The organism is Gillisia limnaea DSM 15749, from assembly GCF_000243235.1.
GTDB classification, from domain to species: Bacteria; Bacteroidota; Bacteroidia; order Flavobacteriales; family Flavobacteriaceae; genus Gillisia; species Gillisia limnaea.
In genome coordinates this window covers 546783-563353 of the sequence record NZ_JH594606.1, presented here as the reverse complement: position 1 = coordinate 563353, position 16571 = coordinate 546783, and the positions used below count along the sequence as shown (strand labels likewise).

Here is a 16571-nt window from a genome sequence, read left to right as displayed (position 1 = left end):
AAATGATGCACTTCGACAATTGCTAAAAGAAAAACCTTCTGAACCACCCTTGCCAACAACCCTTGATCTATACCGGGAGTTGCAGGCTGTAACCCCTGATACACTGCAATACCTGGTGAAGGATCTCTTTGCCGAAAATACTTTTTGGGAGCTAAAAACAGATGTAGCAACTACAAAGAAGTTAGAAACAGGTATGTGGCAGGTGACATTGGAAGTGAAAGCCCGCAAGATAGCGGTGGACAGTATGGGTATTGAAACAGAAGTTCCTATGAAAGACTGGATAGAAATTGGAGTTTATGCCCCACGCGAAAAAGACAAATCTTCAGGTAAAGAGATTTACCTTAAAAAGCACCGGATTAATTCAGGAAAGAAAAGATTCATCATTAATGTATCTGAAGAGCCTAATAATGCAGGAATTGATCCTAACCACCTTTTGATCGATCTCAACCTTCAAAATAACACCAGAAAGGTAAAAATTGATGGGGTGAAGGAAGAGGAAGAGGAGAAAGGTATTTTATAGAAAATCCAGTTATGCAGCGGGGTAAGGTTTTTGCAATTAGGCTAAATATAGATTTAAAGAATAAATGAAAGAGAATGGAATATTTTGTAGAAAAGGATTCAATAGTCCGGGAAATTTGGGGAAAGGGAGATACTATTTTGTTCATTTTTGCGGGGGCTTCAGCAAAATTTGCACTTCATAAAGTTGTAAACTAGCTGTACTTTATTATTTCAAAAGTTACTGTTTCAGAGGTTAAAAGTAAAGTAATTTATTTGAGAGAGGGAATAATTCAAGAAAGTATAGGTTTTATATACAGTGGTCTTTTAAGAAGTTATTACCTATCTGATGATGGAAAAGAAATTACAACCGCTTTGCTATGCGAGGATAATACTGCAACAGATTATCGTTCATTTATCCAACAAATACCATCAAAATTTTACATTAAAACATTAGAACCCTGTATAATTGTAAATTTTCCCTATACATCAATTCAGCAATGTTACTCAAAATTTAAAAATTTTGAAAAATATGGAAGACTCGTAGCAGAATACTTACTCATTAAACGTCAGAATCGTATTGAGAGTTTTCTATTTGAAAATGCTGAACAAAGATATCTCAATTTTATAGAGAATAATCCAAGATTACACAATCGCATTACCCTAACACATCTTTCTTCATTTCTTGGTATTGAGAGACAAACATTAACACGAATTAGAAGAAAAATTCTCTAAGAAATATTGGAACAAAAGTGTCGCTAATTGAATACTAAAAGTAAATACCTTCGTGGAAAATTTAAAAATTAATTCTTATGTCATTATGGACACCGCTGATTTGGTTAGCAATAATTTTACCTTTATTAATAATCGCACAAATCACCACCAAAAAAACTAATCCTAAATATCTACTTCTTTTCGCAGGATATTTTTTACTTGACTCTTATACAAGAATATTGGGTTATGAATACATTAAGTTAGATTTTTTAGGTTTAGAAGGAAATTGGAGTGGTATGATTTTGAGTCTAATATTTGCACTTATTTTTATTTTTTATCATTCAAAACAGATTAGAGAGGATATTGGTTTCACAACAAAGTTTAATATTAAGACACTAAAATTTGGAATATTGATTTTTACTGGGTTTCTAATATTTGATTTTATTTTCAAAATGATATTATTTCCTAAAGGAGGTGAATTTAATTTACAACAATTTTTGTTTCAAGCCACACTACCAGGCATTACGGAAGAAATAGTTTTTCGTGGTATTTTGTTGTGGATTTTGAGCAAAGCATTTGTTCCATCTAAAAAAGTTAAAGGAGTTCTATTTGGTTGGGGTTTTATAATAGTTACCTTTCTTTTTGCAATGGCACACGGAGTGGTTTTAACTGAAACAATGGAATTCAAAGTTGATATCATAACTATAGTTTATCTTACTTTAATCACATCGTTGAGTTTAGGTATTTTGAGAAAGTTTTCTGGAAATTTAATTTTACCTACACTTAGCCATAATATTATAAACCTTATGAATTTTTTTATCAGACTAATTTAAAAAACAACAAACATAATCGGATATTGTCAATTTTAGGTATGATAATAAAAAGATATCTTTTGGACACTATGTAAATAAAATTTAAATATTATATAGGTGAGTAATTCGGTGCGTTAAAATTTAGGGTGCGGTATTAGACCTTATGAAACCTAGATAAATAAGATTATGGATAGTTCCTCTTTCTCCGCTTAAAGCCCCGTAAACACCTTGTTTACGGGGCTTTTCTTTTTTAGGGGCATAATAAGGGGCATAACCATTATGATCTCAAATGGATTTTCCATTGTATATGTTTTATTTTAAGTTGGTAATTTAGATATGAGAATATACTAATGCAACATTTATGGGGGATAAAATTGACAAGCGCTGTTGGTTTAAAAATACAACCGCTCAGCAACGGTTATTACAACAGTACAGTTGTAATAACCGTTGCTGAGCGGTTGGAAGGCAATTTGGGAGCATTTAAGAGCCTTTTGACTTCTTTTTGGCTCAGGACGGTCGGCAATTTAAGGTCCCGCTTGATCTGTGGCAGCGCCACTCGCTTGGCCTCCATGCCCATTACCTTATAGGCGGCCCTAAGGCCAAAAATGGTGTGTTTAAAGAAGCTTCCAGAAGGGGTCTTGTGGAGTTTTTGACAATAATAAAGGTATTCCTCAATGTTTTCCACCGAGAGTTTTTCCGGGCTTTGATTATAGTGCAGGGCAAGGTGCGACAGGCATCTGAGGTAATTGTTTAGGGTGCTCTTTGCCTTGCCATTGATGGAAAAGCTTTGCTCTAGATTGTTCTGGAGTGTACTGAAGCCTTCTACCTCTGAAAAGGCCCGTTCAGCAATGGTCTTACTTTTTTTTAAACATGATAAAAGATTTAAAGTTTAGCTACAAATTAATAAATCCATTACTTTTATAAACACAAGATCCAAACTGAATAGTTCAAGAGGGCTTCCGACCGTAGGGAGGATTCGTTCAACAGCGTGTATAAGAAATAGCGGGTTTAATGCTAAATCAAAGGTCTGTGCTTTTAATAACAGTTATTGCCAAACTGAAAGTGAAACGCTATTTAATTTACTACTTCTCATACACGCAAAACGTTTAAATCCATGAACAAAATCTATAAATCATCATTTATGAAATACTTAGGGCTAGCATTCTGTATCATTTTAGGATGGATTCCCGGACAGGCTCAAGAAATGTTGGATCTAAGAAATGAAATCAAAAAAGAGCTAAAAAATCAAGATCTCACAGGTGCGGTATGGTCTGTAGTAAAAGATGGGGAGATCTATACGGATTCCTGGGGAATTAAGAATAAGGATGAACAATCAGCTTTAACCTCAGAAAATTTAGTACATATAGGTTCACTTACAAAATCCGTTTTGGCAATGGGGATCTTGAGATTGGCGACCGAGGGAAAGTTGAATATTGATGATGAGGTTCAAAGATATATCCCAGAACTTGCTTTTAACAATCCCTGGCAGGAGAGTAATCCAATCACTATAAGGCATTTGCTTGACCATACTGCGGGAATTAGTGATTTAGCGTTATGGCAATTTTTTAGCACTTCTTCAAAACCCAATACGCCTTTGATTAATGCTTTCCAAAAGAATAAAAATTTATTGGATGTGCATACAAAGCCCGGAACTGTATTTTCTTATTCTAATATGGGCTTCACTATTTTAGGAATGGTCATAGAGAGTGCAACTGGCCAAAAATACGAGGATTATCTTGATGAAAACTTACTTATACCTCTGGGAATGGAGTATAGTAGTTTTCAATTCATATCCCAAATAGGCAAAGACGCTAATGAAAATCTTGCTATGGGTCATTTTGAAGATGGTAGCACTGTCGCCTCGGCTCCAATATATTTAAGGCCCGCAGGGCAATTCACGACTACCGCTAATGATATGGGCCTTTTCTTAAAATTTATGATGAGTGATGGAACAATAAACAACGCACCATTTGTAAATGCTTTCTATATGGAAAAGTTGGGAAAACCAAAGACTACCATAGCTGATGAAAACGGTTTGGACAATGGGTATTCATTTGGGGTGCTGAAAAAAGATTGGTATGGAAGGATTAGTTTATCACATTCCGGAAATATCATAGGTTACAAGGCATTTTATTATATATTTCCAACCGAGAAGAAAGCCTTTTTCATCTCTTACAATATGGACCACGAAACTGCTGACTATAATAAGATTAACAAAGCGATTATTGACTATTTAGATGTTCCTGAAATAAAACCATCCACGATTGCATTCGCGACTGAAGAATCCTTAAAGAGTTGGAATGGATACTATGTTCCTGTTTTTTCTCCCTTTGTTCCGTTTAGGTTAATGGATTATTTCGGTGGTTTCCTAAAAATTTCAGTTTCACAGAAGGGAGCGGAAATTGCCCGATTTCAAGGGCCATCAACGCATCTGAATTACAAAGGAAAAAACCTGTTTCAGGCAGATGATCGTATAAAGCCATCCCATTCATTTTACCAAGATGAACAAGGCTCTTTTTTAGTAACTAATGGAATTTCCACAATCATCTTAACAAACGGTATAAATATTCTTTTAATTGCTGCAAGTTTTATTCTGGGGATTCTTGGAATATTTCATTTATTGATTTTTGGAATTTCTCAAATTATTAGACGTAAAATCCAGTTTTTTAGAAATCCATTGGCTTGGCCGTTTTTATCCCTTATAATGCTCTTTTTATCAATTCTCTTAATTGCTTTGCAACCTTTCATGAATATTGGAGATTTAACAGTGGGGAGTGCTTTGTTAGCAATTTCATCGGTTTTATTGCCCATTTTTTCCATTATATCAATAATTATTTTGGTTAAGCATAAACAATCATATTTAAAAACACTGAAATTTTGGGGTTTAATTGGTATTATACAATTTTCAGTTTTGCTATTTATTAATGGAATGATTCCAATGACTTTGTGGCATTAATAACAGTAGAAACTAGCCTCTACTCATATTGTATACCATTTTTACCAGTCCTACATTATTCTCAAATTCACAGCTTTTAACTATGTCTACAAATTGTCTACTTAAAATATGAAATCTAAAATTAATTACTTCGCCCTTTTAGGCCTTTACCTTTGTAGCTCAATAATGATGGTTGGGCAGGAAATTAAAAAACCCACATCAAAAATATTAATTGTCGTAAGCAGCTATGGTAAGGATGGAGGAAAGAGCAGGCACTGGCATTGTTCAACTTTATCAACCAGATTTATGAAAATACCTGTTTTATTATAACAACAAATAAGATGGCTACGGACTGGGCTAAAATGCTGGATGATGAAGTTCTGGCAACGGCACTTTTAGACCGATTATTGTTCCGTTGTGAGGTCATAAATCTTAATGGAAAAAGTTACCGGTTAAAGAATAGAAGAACTTTTTTTGATAATGAAAATTAATCAATGTACTTTTAAATAATTGTGTACTCTTGTTGCAAAAACTGTGTACTCCAAGTTACCATTTTTTGTGTATTGTTACTTACCGACTACATAGGAGTAATAAGGCAGCACAGTTAATGCAAAAACAGGGTTTTAATAGTGTGTATAACTCGAAAGAAGGCTTCTCATCACTCAAAAAAAGTTGGTTTTGAAGCAGATTAATGAGTTGCTCTTTAAAACTTTTACATAATTAAACCTGAAAAAATATTTATTGTGAGGAAGAGTTTAGAGATAGCTTTGCTAATTTCCAATTCATTAAATTAACTAATAATAAAAAAAAACGGCTTCCTCGGAAGCCGTTTTTTTTTTATTAATCAAAATTAACTAATAATTTATTCGCTAAACGTATAGGTAAGGCCTAACATAAGCATACTTGTAGTCATATCATAACCAACTTTTGATCCTGGAATTGCTCCATAAGGAGGATTATTTTGGATATTCTGTGGGTTAAATATTTCTCCTTCTGTTTTGTCTCCGCTTCTACCATAATGGAACACACCATTTAACTTAAAGTTATCACTAAAAAGGTAACTGGTTCCAAATTGGAATGCATTTTTAATAATTGCTGTTGCAGGGATTGAAAAGAATGCCAATTCACTGTCAATCGGATTGCTGCTATAGGTATAACCTACTCTTAATGGTAATTTTTCAATGCCTTTATATTGCAAACCAGCTGAAATAATATTCATGTTTTTCCATCCAAAACCAGCAACTGAACCTGTTGGAGTCCATCCTTTTTCTGCAAAACCATTTGTGTTTTCATAATCTACAAATCTATAATCAACAGCCAAATCAAAATCTTCTGTTGAATACCCTAATCCAAATGATAATATTGATGGATAGTCCATGTTAAAAGCATTTTCTGAAGTTGAATTATCTAAATAAGTATTTGTGAATTCTAGATCCTCAAATTTTTGCGGTGTTTTGTAGGAAGCTCCTAATTTAAATCCACTAGGTGAATTATAAAACACACCAAATTGTGCTCCATAGCCAATCGCTGAAGCTTTATCACTTGAGGGGTATCCAGCTGCAGTTGGATTGGATGTTGGATTTGGTGCCAATTCCAATGCTGAATAGTTTAGTGTTGGTTGAACACCAATTGACAATTCATTGGTTATTTCATAAGCCCAGGCCAATCCAATTTGCAATAACATATAATCAGATTCTATGTGGCCAAAACCGCCTGCTTGTTGAGGATAATTAATCGGATTGGAATTTAAGGTAGGGTTAAAACTTGGACTCATTGGATTATTTGCCTCTTCAGGGAATGTTACTCCAAAACCACTAATCCCAACGGCAGAAACTCCAAAAGTATGTTTGCTTCCTTCTTTTCCATATACAAAAGCTAAAGCAGGCATTGGAGAAGCACCTCTATCATCCTCTGTGATACCTGAAACAGCTGGAGAACCAGCCCCCATTGCTCCAGCTGGTAAACTGGAACTTAACTCTGGCGATGAAAAGAAGATACCAAGATCAAAGTTTATTATTTTACTGTCAAATACCGAAATTGCGGCTGGGTTCCATTGTAATGCTCCACTAATATCTAGTGGTTGTGCAGTTGCAGCGCCACCCATAGACATGTTAACAGAACCTGCACTTTGCATTATATGCCCGGCTTGCGAAAAAACTGAAGTTGTAAAAAGTACTAATGCGAATCGTAAAAGGTTTTTCATAATTGTTGATTTAATTTAATAATCCTTATTAAATGGGTGTATAATTCTTTGAATCACACACCCATTGGGGTATTTTAGTTGTTAGAAATTGAATATCTAATTAGCGGGGATCATATTAAAATCTACAGGCAAGATTGTTCCGGACACCATCTCCAATGCTCCCTTATTCCCTTCATTTCCCGATGAGCTCATCATATAACCGTCATACTCAGCCATAATAGTATATGAATCTTCCGGAATGCCAATTAAGGCATAATGTCCGTTGCCATTAGTGTGTGTACTGGTGTAAACATTACCATCCAGCATTAAGGAAATTGTAGCATGTGCCAGCTCACCCTGGTCTCCATGAACGACCCCTTGTATGGTGCCTGCAGTTTCCATATCTACAAAACGCATCATAGGGCTAAACGTAAAACCGGACATAGTCATCATCATTCCCGATCCCATCCCGGTATATTCGGCATCTTCCAAAACAAAGGAATTGTTCACATCTATATCCAATAGGTACTGGTGATGACTTCCGTTAGAAATTGTCAATGGGTGCTCTAATGCGATGTCTATCCCACCGTCACTATTTAGCCTCATCCCATTTCCCATCATTCCGCCGCCGGCATAACCATGCTGTGCAACATTATAGGTATACGATTCTCCACCATTCATAACCATTTCAGTTGAAGAAATATACAGACGCATAAGATCGTAATTCCCTTCGGGTAGATCCATATTTGCTATGGTTTCAGTATTGCCATTGACTAAATCCAACAGATTGCTGTGCATTGGATTTTTTGTAAGCATAGTAAAGGAATTTCCGTTTGAGCTATTCCTGATATCCATATGGTCTATAGTTACATTTGCCTGCGAAAACTGATTATAATGCATTGGAGCATCACTTAATTTAACAGTTAAATTTCCGGTAGCTCTGGTATCGGTTTCATTATTATCTGAACAACTTGCTATAGTTATTAAAATTAATAGTATAAAAATTGTCTTGAGCGTTTTCATTTTTCTTGTTATTATAGGTTTAATTTTAAATTAATTAAAAATAATCCGGTAAAATTATTTACATATTTATATGAATTTTTTAGTTTAAAAATATAGGCTGACCTTAGAACCTAAAAACCGGTTCTTCTCAGAGTCTGATATTTTAGGAGGCTTATATTCTGATTGAATCAGTCCTTAAATAATTTGAATAATGACTTATTTAAGGACTGGATCTTTATATAAATAATAATTGAGTTCCTTCCTGATCTGCCCTGTTGTAAAAGTCACCAATTGTTAAAATTCCATCCAGATCTTCAATTAAATCTTTTTCACTCAGGTGGAACATATCAACAGCCAATTTACAAGCCCATAATTTAACGCCGGAAGCCGATAGGATTTCCAGAAATTCATCAACCGGAGGCATGTCCAGTTTTTCCATTTCCTTTTTCATCATTTTGGTCGCGAAACCTTCCATTCCCGGTAAACCTCCAACCATTGTTGGAATATGCATCGCAGGATTTCCTACTGTGGCAACACTCAACTTATTTAATTTTTTGGTTTGTATTGCTTCCAATCCGAAGAAGGTAAAGAATATTTCTGCTTCAATACCTTCCATACGAGCGCCGTTAGCCATTATAAAGGCTGCGTACGCATTTTCAAGAGTTGCTTTTGATAACACGAAAAGCATTTTTTTTATCACTGTTTTGGCCATGATTTAGATTTTTTAGAAATTTTTAAATACAGCTTTTTGGTTTTGGTACACCAGCTATTTTAGTTGATATTTTTAATGGTCCTCCTGGGAAAAGAGCATAAAACTCTTTAATATCAAGTACCCCACTTTTTTTGATTCCTCTAACAGATAAAGCGTTATCTGCTTTAACTTGTTCTTGGATCCATTTGATAACTTCCCAATGACGATCTGTCATTTCAATTCCTTCCTCTTTTGCTAACTCAGTTCCAATTTCTTTTGTCCATTGAGAAAAATCAACTAAATATCCATCTTCCGTTAGATTTACTTTATTACCTGCTAATACTGCTTCCATTTTATTTGTTTTTAAATTAATATTTGTTATTTATAATATTTGTTATTCTATTTTTTTTCCTTTTTTGCTCATATTTCTGCTAACCAATGGGATTGGAATTCCTTTTAAGAGCATATTCCAATAGATCCATCTAAAAGCCAGTTTTCCCCAGTGGTTAAAGATGCTTTCTTTTAAAAGTTTTAATGGCCCTATTCCGGGAATAGGGAAAGTACCTTCTACGGGCTCCTGGGTGTAATTAAAATCAATTAATAAGGCTTTATTTTTTCCTGTTTCAATAAAGCAATTCGCATGTCCGTCAAATTCTTGTTTTAATGGTTTTCCATCCAAATACAATAGAATGTTATCGGTTAAAGTCTCTGAGGCAAAGTGTGCCACAGAACCTGCTTTAGATGCCGGAACGTTGGTGGCATCACCAATTACAAATACATTTTTGTGCCCTAAGGATTGTAAAGTGTGATGATCTGTAGGAACAAAATTTAAATCGTCTCCCATTCCAGAACGCTTAATTAAATCGTCACCCATATTTGTTGGGACAGTGACCAATAAATCGAAATCAACTATTTGTCCGCCGTAATCAACAATTTGATTGGTTTCATTATCTACCTTTTCAATGGCGAAATCGGTTACAACTTTGATATTTTTCTCACTTAACAAATGACCTAATGCAGCTGTTGCTTTGGGTTTGGTAAATGCACCACCAAGAGGGGTGACATAGGTTAAGTCCACTTTGTCCCGAATTCCTTTTTTTGTGAAATAATCATCAGCCAGGAAAACAAACTCTAAAGGTGCAACCGGGCATTTAATTGGCATTTCAGTAAAATGGACAATCATTTTTCCTCCTTTAAATTCCCTTAGTTTATTTCTCAAGGCTAAAGAACCTTCATAAGTATAAAAATCGAAAACATTCTTGTGCCAGTTTTTGCCTTTCATTCCTTCAGTTTCCTGCGGCGCGATTTTACATCCTGTGGCTATAATTAATAAATCATAACTTAAAGTTTCATCCTCTAATTTGACCTTGTTTTCATCAGGAAAAATTTGTTCGATCTTTTTTTGAATATAATTCACCCCATTAGGAATAAATTTTTTACCATCCTTTTTTACCTGGTCTTCCGTGTAAATATCGAAAGGCAGAAATAAAAATCCCGGCTGGTAATAATGTGTTTTATATTGGTCCACAATGCTGATGTTCCATTCATCCTTTTTTAATTTGGATCTAAGATGGTTTGCCATCATTGTTCCGGAAGTTCCTGCACCTAAAATTAGTAAGTTTTTCATTTTTGATAGTTCTTAGTCAACCGTTTTGGTTTTAAGCAGCTATTCTTGATGTAGCGGCATTTACTTAAATTTATATTTTATTCAACAAAATTATAGCTAATGGTTACGTTTAAATATGATGATTGTCATGTATATTGGTAATAATTAAACACATGTTCATTTTTACGGCACACAAAATTGCCTCAGGAATTTTGAAGTTTGTCGTGTTTAATTTTTTGAAGGAATGCAATTAAAATTCGGCTAAATAGAGTTTTAATTGTATTTATAGTCTAAAGATATAGTCTTGTTTTTAAAATATATGTGACTTTTGTTACATAGAAAAATATTTTTTCCGGGGAAATTTATGTTTTTGGTTTGTTGTTTCCAGGAAAAACAGGCTTAAGTAAATTTAAGCCTGTCGGGGATATAAATCAATTTTTATTGTTTGCTTTTGAATGAAGGAATTATAATAACCAGGATTCATCCCATAATAGCATCTTCTATATTTATCAAAGGCTCATTTTTAAAGAATTTATTGTATTGCATTTAATAGTTCTTTCAAAAAAGTATCCACATCAAATTCAGGGTTTTCAGTCAAACCAAATCTTACAATCACTATTTCTTTTGAAGGAATGATAAACACGTATTGTCCCTGATATCCATTGCTGGAAAACAGGTCTTTGGGCACATTTGGATATTTTCCTCCGGCATTTAACCAGAAATGAGCTCCATATTCGCCTTTGGAAGTATTTGTTGGGGTTACAGAATAATTTACCCAGGATTCATTGAGCAATTGCTCGCCGTTCCAGTTTCCCTTGTTGAGGTACAACAAGCCAAATTTTGCCCAATCACGGGCTGTAGCCCAACTGTATGAAGAACCTACATAATTTCCTGCAAAATCGGTTCCAATGGTCACGGAATTCATTCTAATTTTATCGATTAATCCGGAATACCAGAAATCCAGATATTCCTGATGAGTTTTAAATTGATCCCGAATAAATCCTGAGAGTAAGTTTGTGGTGCCCGAGGAGTAATTCTAGCTGTTGTTGGGGTCTCCAATCAATGGTTTTTTTAGTTGGATTTCTGGCATATCTTCAGCTAAAAACAACATTTTGGTCACATCGGATATGGTATTGTAATCTTCTACCCATTTCAGGCCACTGTTCATTTGCATTAAATTATTCAAGGTGATCCTGGAACGATCGTCATTTTCCCATTCTTTGAACAACTTATTTTGTGTAAGTGAAAATTTCCCTTGTTTTTCAAGTACCCCTAAAACAGCGTTTGTTATACTTTTTGTCATCGACCAGCCCAAAAGTTTGGTTTCTGCAGAAAATCCAGGAGCGTATTTCTAAGCGATCAGCTGATCTTTATAAAGCACAACAACAGCTCTGGTCCTTTTTATTTTTTCAGCTTCATTATCAAAGGCATTGTTAACGGCTGCTTGTAAAGCTTTATAATTTACTGTTGAAAAAGCAGAATCTTTAGGGTTTCCGTTTCCATAAGGATATGGCAAGGTGCTTTGTGAAAATTCACGGTTTGGTCTATGATAGGCAGGCTTGCCTTTCGTCAATTTTTCAGGTAAAAGAATGCAACCAATTCCGTTTTTATAGACTGCTTTTCTCGGTTTTAAACCAAAAACGGATGATGTAACCGACTTCTCATCGAAGTTTATTTTGTTTTTGGCGTAAGAAACCGGGGAGAAATCGTTGTCGCCTTCTTCTATGGATCTCAAATCCCTGCCGGCTTCAAAAGTGCAGGAACAAACATTTTTTGCTGCAAATCCGGTGATGATATTCAACCGGGGGTAGTTGGAATAAGCAAGATAAGCACCTACTAGAATTACTATTAAAAGGCCGTATTTTACTGTTTTCTTCATTTAGATCGCCAAAAAAGATTACATAAAAATAATATTTTTTGGCGGATTAAATAAAATAAGTTACTTTTGTCAACCAAATGGTTAAACCTTATAGTTGAAATGAAAGCAAAAGAAGAAAATACCGAATTAGCAATCCTTAATGCTGCGAAAGAAGTTTTTCAGGAAAAAGGAATGGCGGGAAGCAGGATGCAGGAAATTGCCGATAAAGCGAGAATAAACAAATCTATGTTGCATTACTACTACCGAAGCAAACAGTTGCTCTTTGAGGCGGTTTTTAAAAATGCTTTCAGATTATTAGCCCCACAATTGAATAGGGTCTTAAATGATGACAGCGAATTATTTGACAAAATAAGAAACTTCACCAATAATTATATCTCATTCGTGATCCAACATCCATATTTACCAAACTTTGTAATACAGGAACTGAATAAAAACCCCGATTTTATCGGGAAGCTGCGCACAGAAAAAGATTTCCCCACAATAGATAAATTCAAGATTCAGGTAGAAGAGGCTATAGCCCGTGGTATTATCAAACCAATTAGAGCGGAGCAATTATTCATCAACACTATTTCATTGAACATTTTCCCATTTATTGCCGCGCCATTATTACAGGGATTGATAAATGTAGAGGAAAAAGAATACCGGGAACTCATGGAACGGCGAAAAGCAGAAGTTGCCGACTTTATTATTAATTCTATCAGACTTTAATATGATGAAAAATCTCGGTATACTAATTTTATTATTGCTTTCATTTTCAGTGAAAGCTCAGCAAATACTGACATTAGAAGAGTGCTATTCTTTGGTTAATGAAAATTATCCCTTAACCAGGCAAACTGATTTGCTTAAAAATAAAACCGATCTGGAAATTTCTGTACTGGAAAAAGCAAAGCTTCCAAAAGTTGATCTAAATGCCCAGACCTCATATCAATCGGAAGTGATCGAATTTCCTTTTGAACTTCCAAATTCTTCAATTGAAGCATTGAACAAAGATCAATACAGGGCTACTTTAGATGTAAATCAGCTTATTTATAATGGAGGAAGCATTGATGCCAATTCAAAATTAAAAGTAGCAGAGTTGGAAGCTCAAAAACAGATGGTAGCTGTGAATTTGTACCTGTTAAAAAACAGGATCAATCAATCCTATTTTTCTGTTCTATTGCTTCAGGAGCAAAAAAACCTATTGATTTTAAAACAGGAACAATTGCGATCTCAGATCGATGAGGTAAAGACAGGGGTGAAGTTCGGAGCAATTTTACCTGCTTCAGAAAATGTTCTGGAGGCTGAAAATCTAAAGGTTTCTCAGCAATTATCCCAGGTGAATTTTGACAGGAAAAAGGCTATAAACAATCTTTCGGCTTTAATAAATAAAGAGATCTCTCAGGATGTAATTCTTTCAAAACCGGAATTCCCTTTTTTGTTTACAGGAAATTTTTCACGCCCGGAACTTCAGTACTTCGACCTTCAAAACAAACAAATAGAATCATCCAAAGAAGTGATCTCAAGGTCTAATTTACCTAAAGTCTATGGATTTGCACAGGCTGGCTACGGAAATCCGGGGTTGAATATGCTGGATAATTCGTTTCAGGATTTTTATATGATAGGATTAAAGGCAAACTGGAATGTTTTTGACTGGGGAAAAACCAAAATCCAGAAGGAAGCTCTCTCAGTTTCCCAGGAGATTGTGAATACCGAAAAAGAAACCTTTCAGTTAAACACTGAAATGCAACTGAAAGAGGCCGATTATGAAATAAGCAAAATTGAAGCACTGATCGAGGCCGATAATGAGATCATTATTTTAAGGGAAAAAGTATTGGAATCGGCAACTTCCCAACTGAAAAATGGAGTAATCACCTCTTCAGAATATTTAACAGAGTTCAACAGTTTATACGAATCTATGATAAGCCAAAAATTACACGAGATCCAACTAGATCTGGCCAAAGCAAATTACAAGGTCTTAAGAGGGGAAAACAACAACAAATAATGAAAAAATGAGAAAATTATTAATATTGGTATCAGTAGTTGTTTTTGGGAGCTTTATTTCCTGCGGGAATGATGAAAAAGCCGATGGTTACGGGAATTTTGAAGCTACCGAAATTATGGTTTCGGCTGAGGCGAACGGAAAAATAGAATTTTTAGATCTTGAAGAAGGCGTGATCCTGGAGAAAAACCAAAATGTAGGATTAATAGATACCACGCAACTGTATTTAAACAAACAACGGGCAATAGCTTCCCTGAAAACAATTGAATCCAGGTCAGGAAACGTATTATCGCAAATAGCAGTACTGGATGAAGAATTGAAAACCGCCCGCAGCGAAAAAGACAGGATACAGAATATGTTTTCAGAAAATGCCGCAACGCAACGGCAGGTAGATCAGGCCGTAGGGAAAGTAAATGTTATAAACCAACAAATAAAAAGTGTTGGAACTCAAAATGCACCCATTGTAAACGAAGTGAAATCTACTGAAGTTCAAATAAAAATAATTGAGGATCAAATTCAAAAGAGTAAGATCATCAACCCCGTTAAAGGCACGGTTTTATCGAAATATGCCGAACCGGGCGAAATTACCAGCTTTGGGAAACCTCTCTATAAAATAGCCGATTTATCGACCATGCAATTGCGCACCTACATAAGTGAGTCCCAATTGGCCGGCATTAAAATAGGACAGGAAGTTACCGTGAAAATAGATGATGGAGACACTATGAAATCCTATAAAGGCAAGATTAGTTGGATTGCCTCTGAAGCAGAATTCACACCTAAGATCATTCAGACAAAAGAAGAACGCGTGGCCCTGGTGTATGCGGTAAAAATAGATGTAAAAAACGACGGCAGTCTAAAGATTGGAATGCCCGCCGAAATGTGGGTTAATAGTCTATAAATCAATATGCAGTGATTAAATGGAATATAAAGCAGTCTTAGCTGTGTATAAAAAATATCATATCAATGGAAACGAATACAGACAACTTAGATAATTATTTAGATAACCATTTTATACATCGGAGTAATTGGTTGAGAGCGGCGGTTCTTGGGGCTAATGATGGGATTTTATCTACAGCTAGTATTGCGATAGGAGTAGCTGCTGCAAGTAACATGAGAGATCCTGTTGTGTTGGCAGCATTAGCAGGTTTGGTCGCAGGAGCTTTATCAATGGCTGCAGGTGAATATGTTTCTGTAAGTTCTCAAACAGATATTGAAAAAGCTGATATCGAGCGTGAAAAAGTAGAATTAAACGAAATGCCGGAAATAGAGCTGCATCGACTGGCAGAAATTTATGAAAAACGAGGATTAAAAAAAGAAACTGCTTTCATCGTAGCAAAGGAATTTACAGAAAAGGATGCTTTGGCGGCTCATGTGAGAGATGAATTGGGAATTAATGAAATTAGTCAGGCAAAACCCTTGCAGGCAGCACTAGCTTCTGGAGCCTCATTTGTTGTTGGAGGAATACTTCCCCTTATCGTAACGATATTTCTACCCTTAAAAGGTATGGAATACACCTTATATGGCTCAGCTAGTTTTTTTCTAATAATTTTAGGAATAGTAGCTGCCAAAACAGGCGGTTCAAGTATCTGGAAAGCAATTATAAGAATTACGTTTTGGGGAACTTTAGCTATGGGTCTTACTGCCTTCGTTGGGTATTTATTTGGAATGAATACCTAATAAAATTAAACACATATGAAATGAGCATAACCCGAATACGATACAAACACCCTTGAAGATATGCGAATTGCTCCCGATAGCTATATCGGGAGACCATTAAAAAACAATAAATACCTATATATGAAAAAAGTAATCTTAACAATAGCAATTATTTCAGCCTTTTTAATAAGCTGCAAGGATAGTAAAAGTACGGAGGCCAAAGATGTTATGACTGAAGAAAAAGCAGAGGAAAGTACCCAGTCTACTCCTATGGATAACACCTGGGTGAATGAAATAAAACTTGATGATGGTTCCAAATGGCAAGCCAATTTGGAAACAACTCAGGGTGTGGCAAAAATGCTCGATCTAATTAAATCCAGCAACCCAAAAACCCTGGAAGATTATCATAGCCTCGCTTCAAAACTTAATGAAGAAAAGAATTTTATAGTAAAAGAATGTACGATGAAAGGAGCTTCGCACGACAACCTTCATATATTCTTGGTTCCGTTAATTGAGAAAATTGAGGCTTTATCAAATACTTCTGCGCTAGGTCAAGCGACTATGCTCACTTACAGAATAGAGGAAAATCTGAAAGGATATTATAAATATTTTCAATAAATA

General features: G+C 35.2%; 18 protein-coding genes and 2 pseudogenes. 11 read left to right on the top strand and 9 right to left on the bottom strand.

Going from position 1 to position 16571, the window contains the following annotated elements:
* The 3 genes and pseudogenes from GILLI_RS04200 to GILLI_RS04190 all read left to right on the top strand — a co-directional run.
* Positions 1 to 520, top strand: a pseudogene (locus tag GILLI_RS04200) (ABC transporter permease/M1 family aminopeptidase); the annotation flags it as partial.
* A 251-nt stretch (positions 521 to 771) separates the two neighbouring features.
* Complete coding sequence (locus GILLI_RS04195; protein ID WP_050855581.1) at positions 772 to 1230, top strand: Crp/Fnr family transcriptional regulator; 459 nt, start codon at positions 772 to 774, stop codon at positions 1228 to 1230.
* Positions 1231 to 1307: 77 nt separating this feature from the next.
* On the top strand, positions 1308 to 2042 hold the full coding sequence (locus GILLI_RS04190) for a CPBP family intramembrane glutamic endopeptidase (protein WP_006987876.1): 735 nt from the start codon (positions 1308 to 1310) through the stop codon (positions 2040 to 2042).
* 400 nt (positions 2043 to 2442) lie between these two features.
* On the opposite strand, the gene GILLI_RS18775 is transcribed toward GILLI_RS04190, so the two are convergent.
* Entirely contained in the window at positions 2443 to 2706 is a 264-nt protein-coding gene (locus GILLI_RS18775; RefSeq protein ID WP_245545598.1) for a hypothetical protein, read from the bottom strand.
* A 456-nt stretch (positions 2707 to 3162) separates the two neighbouring features.
* Here GILLI_RS18775 and GILLI_RS04180 point away from each other — a divergent pair, with 456 nt between their 5' ends.
* The 3 genes from GILLI_RS04180 to GILLI_RS17940 all read left to right on the top strand — a co-directional run bounded on the left by GILLI_RS04180 (position 3163) and on the right by GILLI_RS17940 (position 5447).
* Entirely contained in the window at positions 3163 to 4977 is a 1815-nt protein-coding gene (locus tag GILLI_RS04180; RefSeq protein ID WP_006987875.1) for a serine hydrolase domain-containing protein, read from the top strand.
* 108 nt (positions 4978 to 5085) lie between these two features.
* Entirely contained in the window at positions 5086 to 5286 is a 201-nt protein-coding gene (locus GILLI_RS18315) for a hypothetical protein (RefSeq protein ID WP_156798642.1), read from the top strand.
* Complete coding sequence (locus GILLI_RS17940; protein ID WP_217179236.1) at positions 5238 to 5447, top strand: ATP-binding protein; 210 nt, start codon at positions 5238 to 5240, stop codon at positions 5445 to 5447. The genes GILLI_RS18315 and GILLI_RS17940 overlap by 49 nt, the downstream gene beginning before the upstream one ends.
* 371 nt (positions 5448 to 5818) lie before the next feature.
* Here GILLI_RS17940 and GILLI_RS04170 read toward each other — a convergent pair whose 3' ends face one another.
* The 8 genes and pseudogenes from GILLI_RS04170 to GILLI_RS19100 all read right to left on the bottom strand — a co-directional run bounded on the left by GILLI_RS04170 (position 5819) and on the right by GILLI_RS19100 (position 12316).
* Complete coding sequence (locus tag GILLI_RS04170; protein WP_006987874.1) at positions 5819 to 7159, bottom strand: OmpP1/FadL family transporter; 1341 nt, start codon at positions 7157 to 7159, stop codon at positions 5819 to 5821.
* Positions 7160 to 7255: 96 nt separating this feature from the next.
* The gene (locus GILLI_RS04165) at positions 7256 to 8161 is read right to left on the bottom strand and encodes a DUF4382 domain-containing protein (RefSeq protein ID WP_006987873.1); all 906 of its coding nucleotides are present in this window, start codon (positions 8159 to 8161) and stop codon (positions 7256 to 7258) included.
* A 214-nt stretch (positions 8162 to 8375) separates the two neighbouring features.
* The gene (locus GILLI_RS04160) at positions 8376 to 8852 is read right to left on the bottom strand and encodes a DsrE/DsrF/DrsH-like family protein (RefSeq protein WP_006987872.1); all 477 of its coding nucleotides are present in this window, start codon (positions 8850 to 8852) and stop codon (positions 8376 to 8378) included.
* A gap of 22 nt (positions 8853 to 8874) precedes the next feature.
* Complete coding sequence (locus tag GILLI_RS04155) at positions 8875 to 9183, bottom strand: TusE/DsrC/DsvC family sulfur relay protein (protein WP_006987871.1); 309 nt, start codon at positions 9181 to 9183, stop codon at positions 8875 to 8877.
* Between the two features lie 42 nt (positions 9184 to 9225).
* On the bottom strand, positions 9226 to 10458 hold the full coding sequence (gene sqr, locus GILLI_RS04150) for a type III sulfide quinone reductase, selenoprotein subtype (RefSeq protein WP_006987870.1): 1233 nt from the start codon (positions 10456 to 10458) through the stop codon (positions 9226 to 9228).
* A gap of 511 nt (positions 10459 to 10969) precedes the next feature.
* A pseudogene (locus tag GILLI_RS19110) lies at positions 10970 to 11458 on the bottom strand (serine hydrolase); the annotation flags it as partial.
* Between the two features lie 15 nt (positions 11459 to 11473).
* Positions 11474 to 11740, bottom strand: coding sequence for a serine hydrolase domain-containing protein (locus GILLI_RS19105; protein ID WP_342633058.1), 267 nt, complete (start codon positions 11738 to 11740; stop codon positions 11474 to 11476).
* 48 nt (positions 11741 to 11788) lie between these two features.
* Complete coding sequence (locus tag GILLI_RS19100; protein WP_342633057.1) at positions 11789 to 12316, bottom strand: hypothetical protein; 528 nt, start codon at positions 12314 to 12316, stop codon at positions 11789 to 11791.
* Between the two features lie 99 nt (positions 12317 to 12415).
* Here GILLI_RS19100 and GILLI_RS04140 point away from each other — a divergent pair, with 99 nt between their 5' ends.
* The 5 genes from GILLI_RS04140 to GILLI_RS04120 all read left to right on the top strand — a co-directional run bounded on the left by GILLI_RS04140 (position 12416) and on the right by GILLI_RS04120 (position 16568).
* Positions 12416 to 13024, top strand: a complete 609-nt coding sequence (locus tag GILLI_RS04140) for a TetR/AcrR family transcriptional regulator (protein WP_040506400.1) — start codon at positions 12416 to 12418, stop codon at positions 13022 to 13024.
* Position 13025: 1 nt separating this feature from the next.
* Entirely contained in the window at positions 13026 to 14297 is a 1272-nt protein-coding gene (locus GILLI_RS04135) for a TolC family protein (protein ID WP_245545597.1), read from the top strand.
* Positions 14298 to 14304: 7 nt separating this feature from the next.
* On the top strand, positions 14305 to 15192 hold the full coding sequence (locus GILLI_RS04130) for an HlyD family secretion protein (protein WP_006987867.1): 888 nt from the start codon (positions 14305 to 14307) through the stop codon (positions 15190 to 15192).
* A 65-nt stretch (positions 15193 to 15257) separates the two neighbouring features.
* The gene (locus GILLI_RS04125; RefSeq protein ID WP_006987866.1) at positions 15258 to 15971 is read left to right on the top strand and encodes a VIT1/CCC1 transporter family protein; all 714 of its coding nucleotides are present in this window, start codon (positions 15258 to 15260) and stop codon (positions 15969 to 15971) included.
* A 120-nt stretch (positions 15972 to 16091) separates the two neighbouring features.
* Entirely contained in the window at positions 16092 to 16568 is a 477-nt protein-coding gene (locus GILLI_RS04120; protein ID WP_006987865.1) for a hypothetical protein, read from the top strand.
* The last annotated feature ends 3 nt before the right edge of the window (positions 16569 to 16571 follow it).

Bases quoted from the DNA above. Each gene is read 5' to 3' on its own strand.
- GILLI_RS04190 (WP_006987876.1), top strand. From the start codon at position 1,308: ATGTCATTATGGACACCGCTGATTTGGTTAGCAATAATTTTACCTTTA.
- GILLI_RS04180 (WP_006987875.1), top strand. From the start codon at position 3,163: ATGAAATACTTAGGGCTAGCATTCTGTATCATTTTAGGATGGATTCCC.
- GILLI_RS18315 (WP_156798642.1), top strand. From the start codon at position 5,086: ATGAAATCTAAAATTAATTACTTCGCCCTTTTAGGCCTTTACCTTTGT.
- GILLI_RS04170 (WP_006987874.1), bottom strand. From the start codon at position 7,159: ATGAAAAACCTTTTACGATTCGCATTAGTACTTTTTACAACTTCAGTT.
- GILLI_RS04165 (WP_006987873.1), bottom strand. From the start codon at position 8,161: ATGAAAACGCTCAAGACAATTTTTATACTATTAATTTTAATAACTATA.
- GILLI_RS04160 (WP_006987872.1), bottom strand. From the start codon at position 8,852: ATGGCCAAAACAGTGATAAAAAAAATGCTTTTCGTGTTATCAAAAGCA.
- GILLI_RS04155 (WP_006987871.1), bottom strand. From the start codon at position 9,183: ATGGAAGCAGTATTAGCAGGTAATAAAGTAAATCTAACGGAAGATGGA.
- sqr (WP_006987870.1), bottom strand. From the start codon at position 10,458: ATGAAAAACTTACTAATTTTAGGTGCAGGAACTTCCGGAACAATGATG.
- GILLI_RS19105 (WP_342633058.1), bottom strand. From the start codon at position 11,740: ATGACAAAAAGTATAACAAACGCTGTTTTAGGGGTACTTGAAAAACAA.
- GILLI_RS19100 (WP_342633057.1), bottom strand. From the start codon at position 12,316: ATGAAGAAAACAGTAAAATACGGCCTTTTAATAGTAATTCTAGTAGGT.
- GILLI_RS04140 (WP_040506400.1), top strand. From the start codon at position 12,416: ATGAAAGCAAAAGAAGAAAATACCGAATTAGCAATCCTTAATGCTGCG.
- GILLI_RS04135 (WP_245545597.1), top strand. From the start codon at position 13,026: ATGATGAAAAATCTCGGTATACTAATTTTATTATTGCTTTCATTTTCA.
- GILLI_RS04130 (WP_006987867.1), top strand. From the start codon at position 14,305: ATGAGAAAATTATTAATATTGGTATCAGTAGTTGTTTTTGGGAGCTTT.
- GILLI_RS04125 (WP_006987866.1), top strand. From the start codon at position 15,258: ATGGAAACGAATACAGACAACTTAGATAATTATTTAGATAACCATTTT.
- GILLI_RS04120 (WP_006987865.1), top strand. From the start codon at position 16,092: ATGAAAAAAGTAATCTTAACAATAGCAATTATTTCAGCCTTTTTAATA.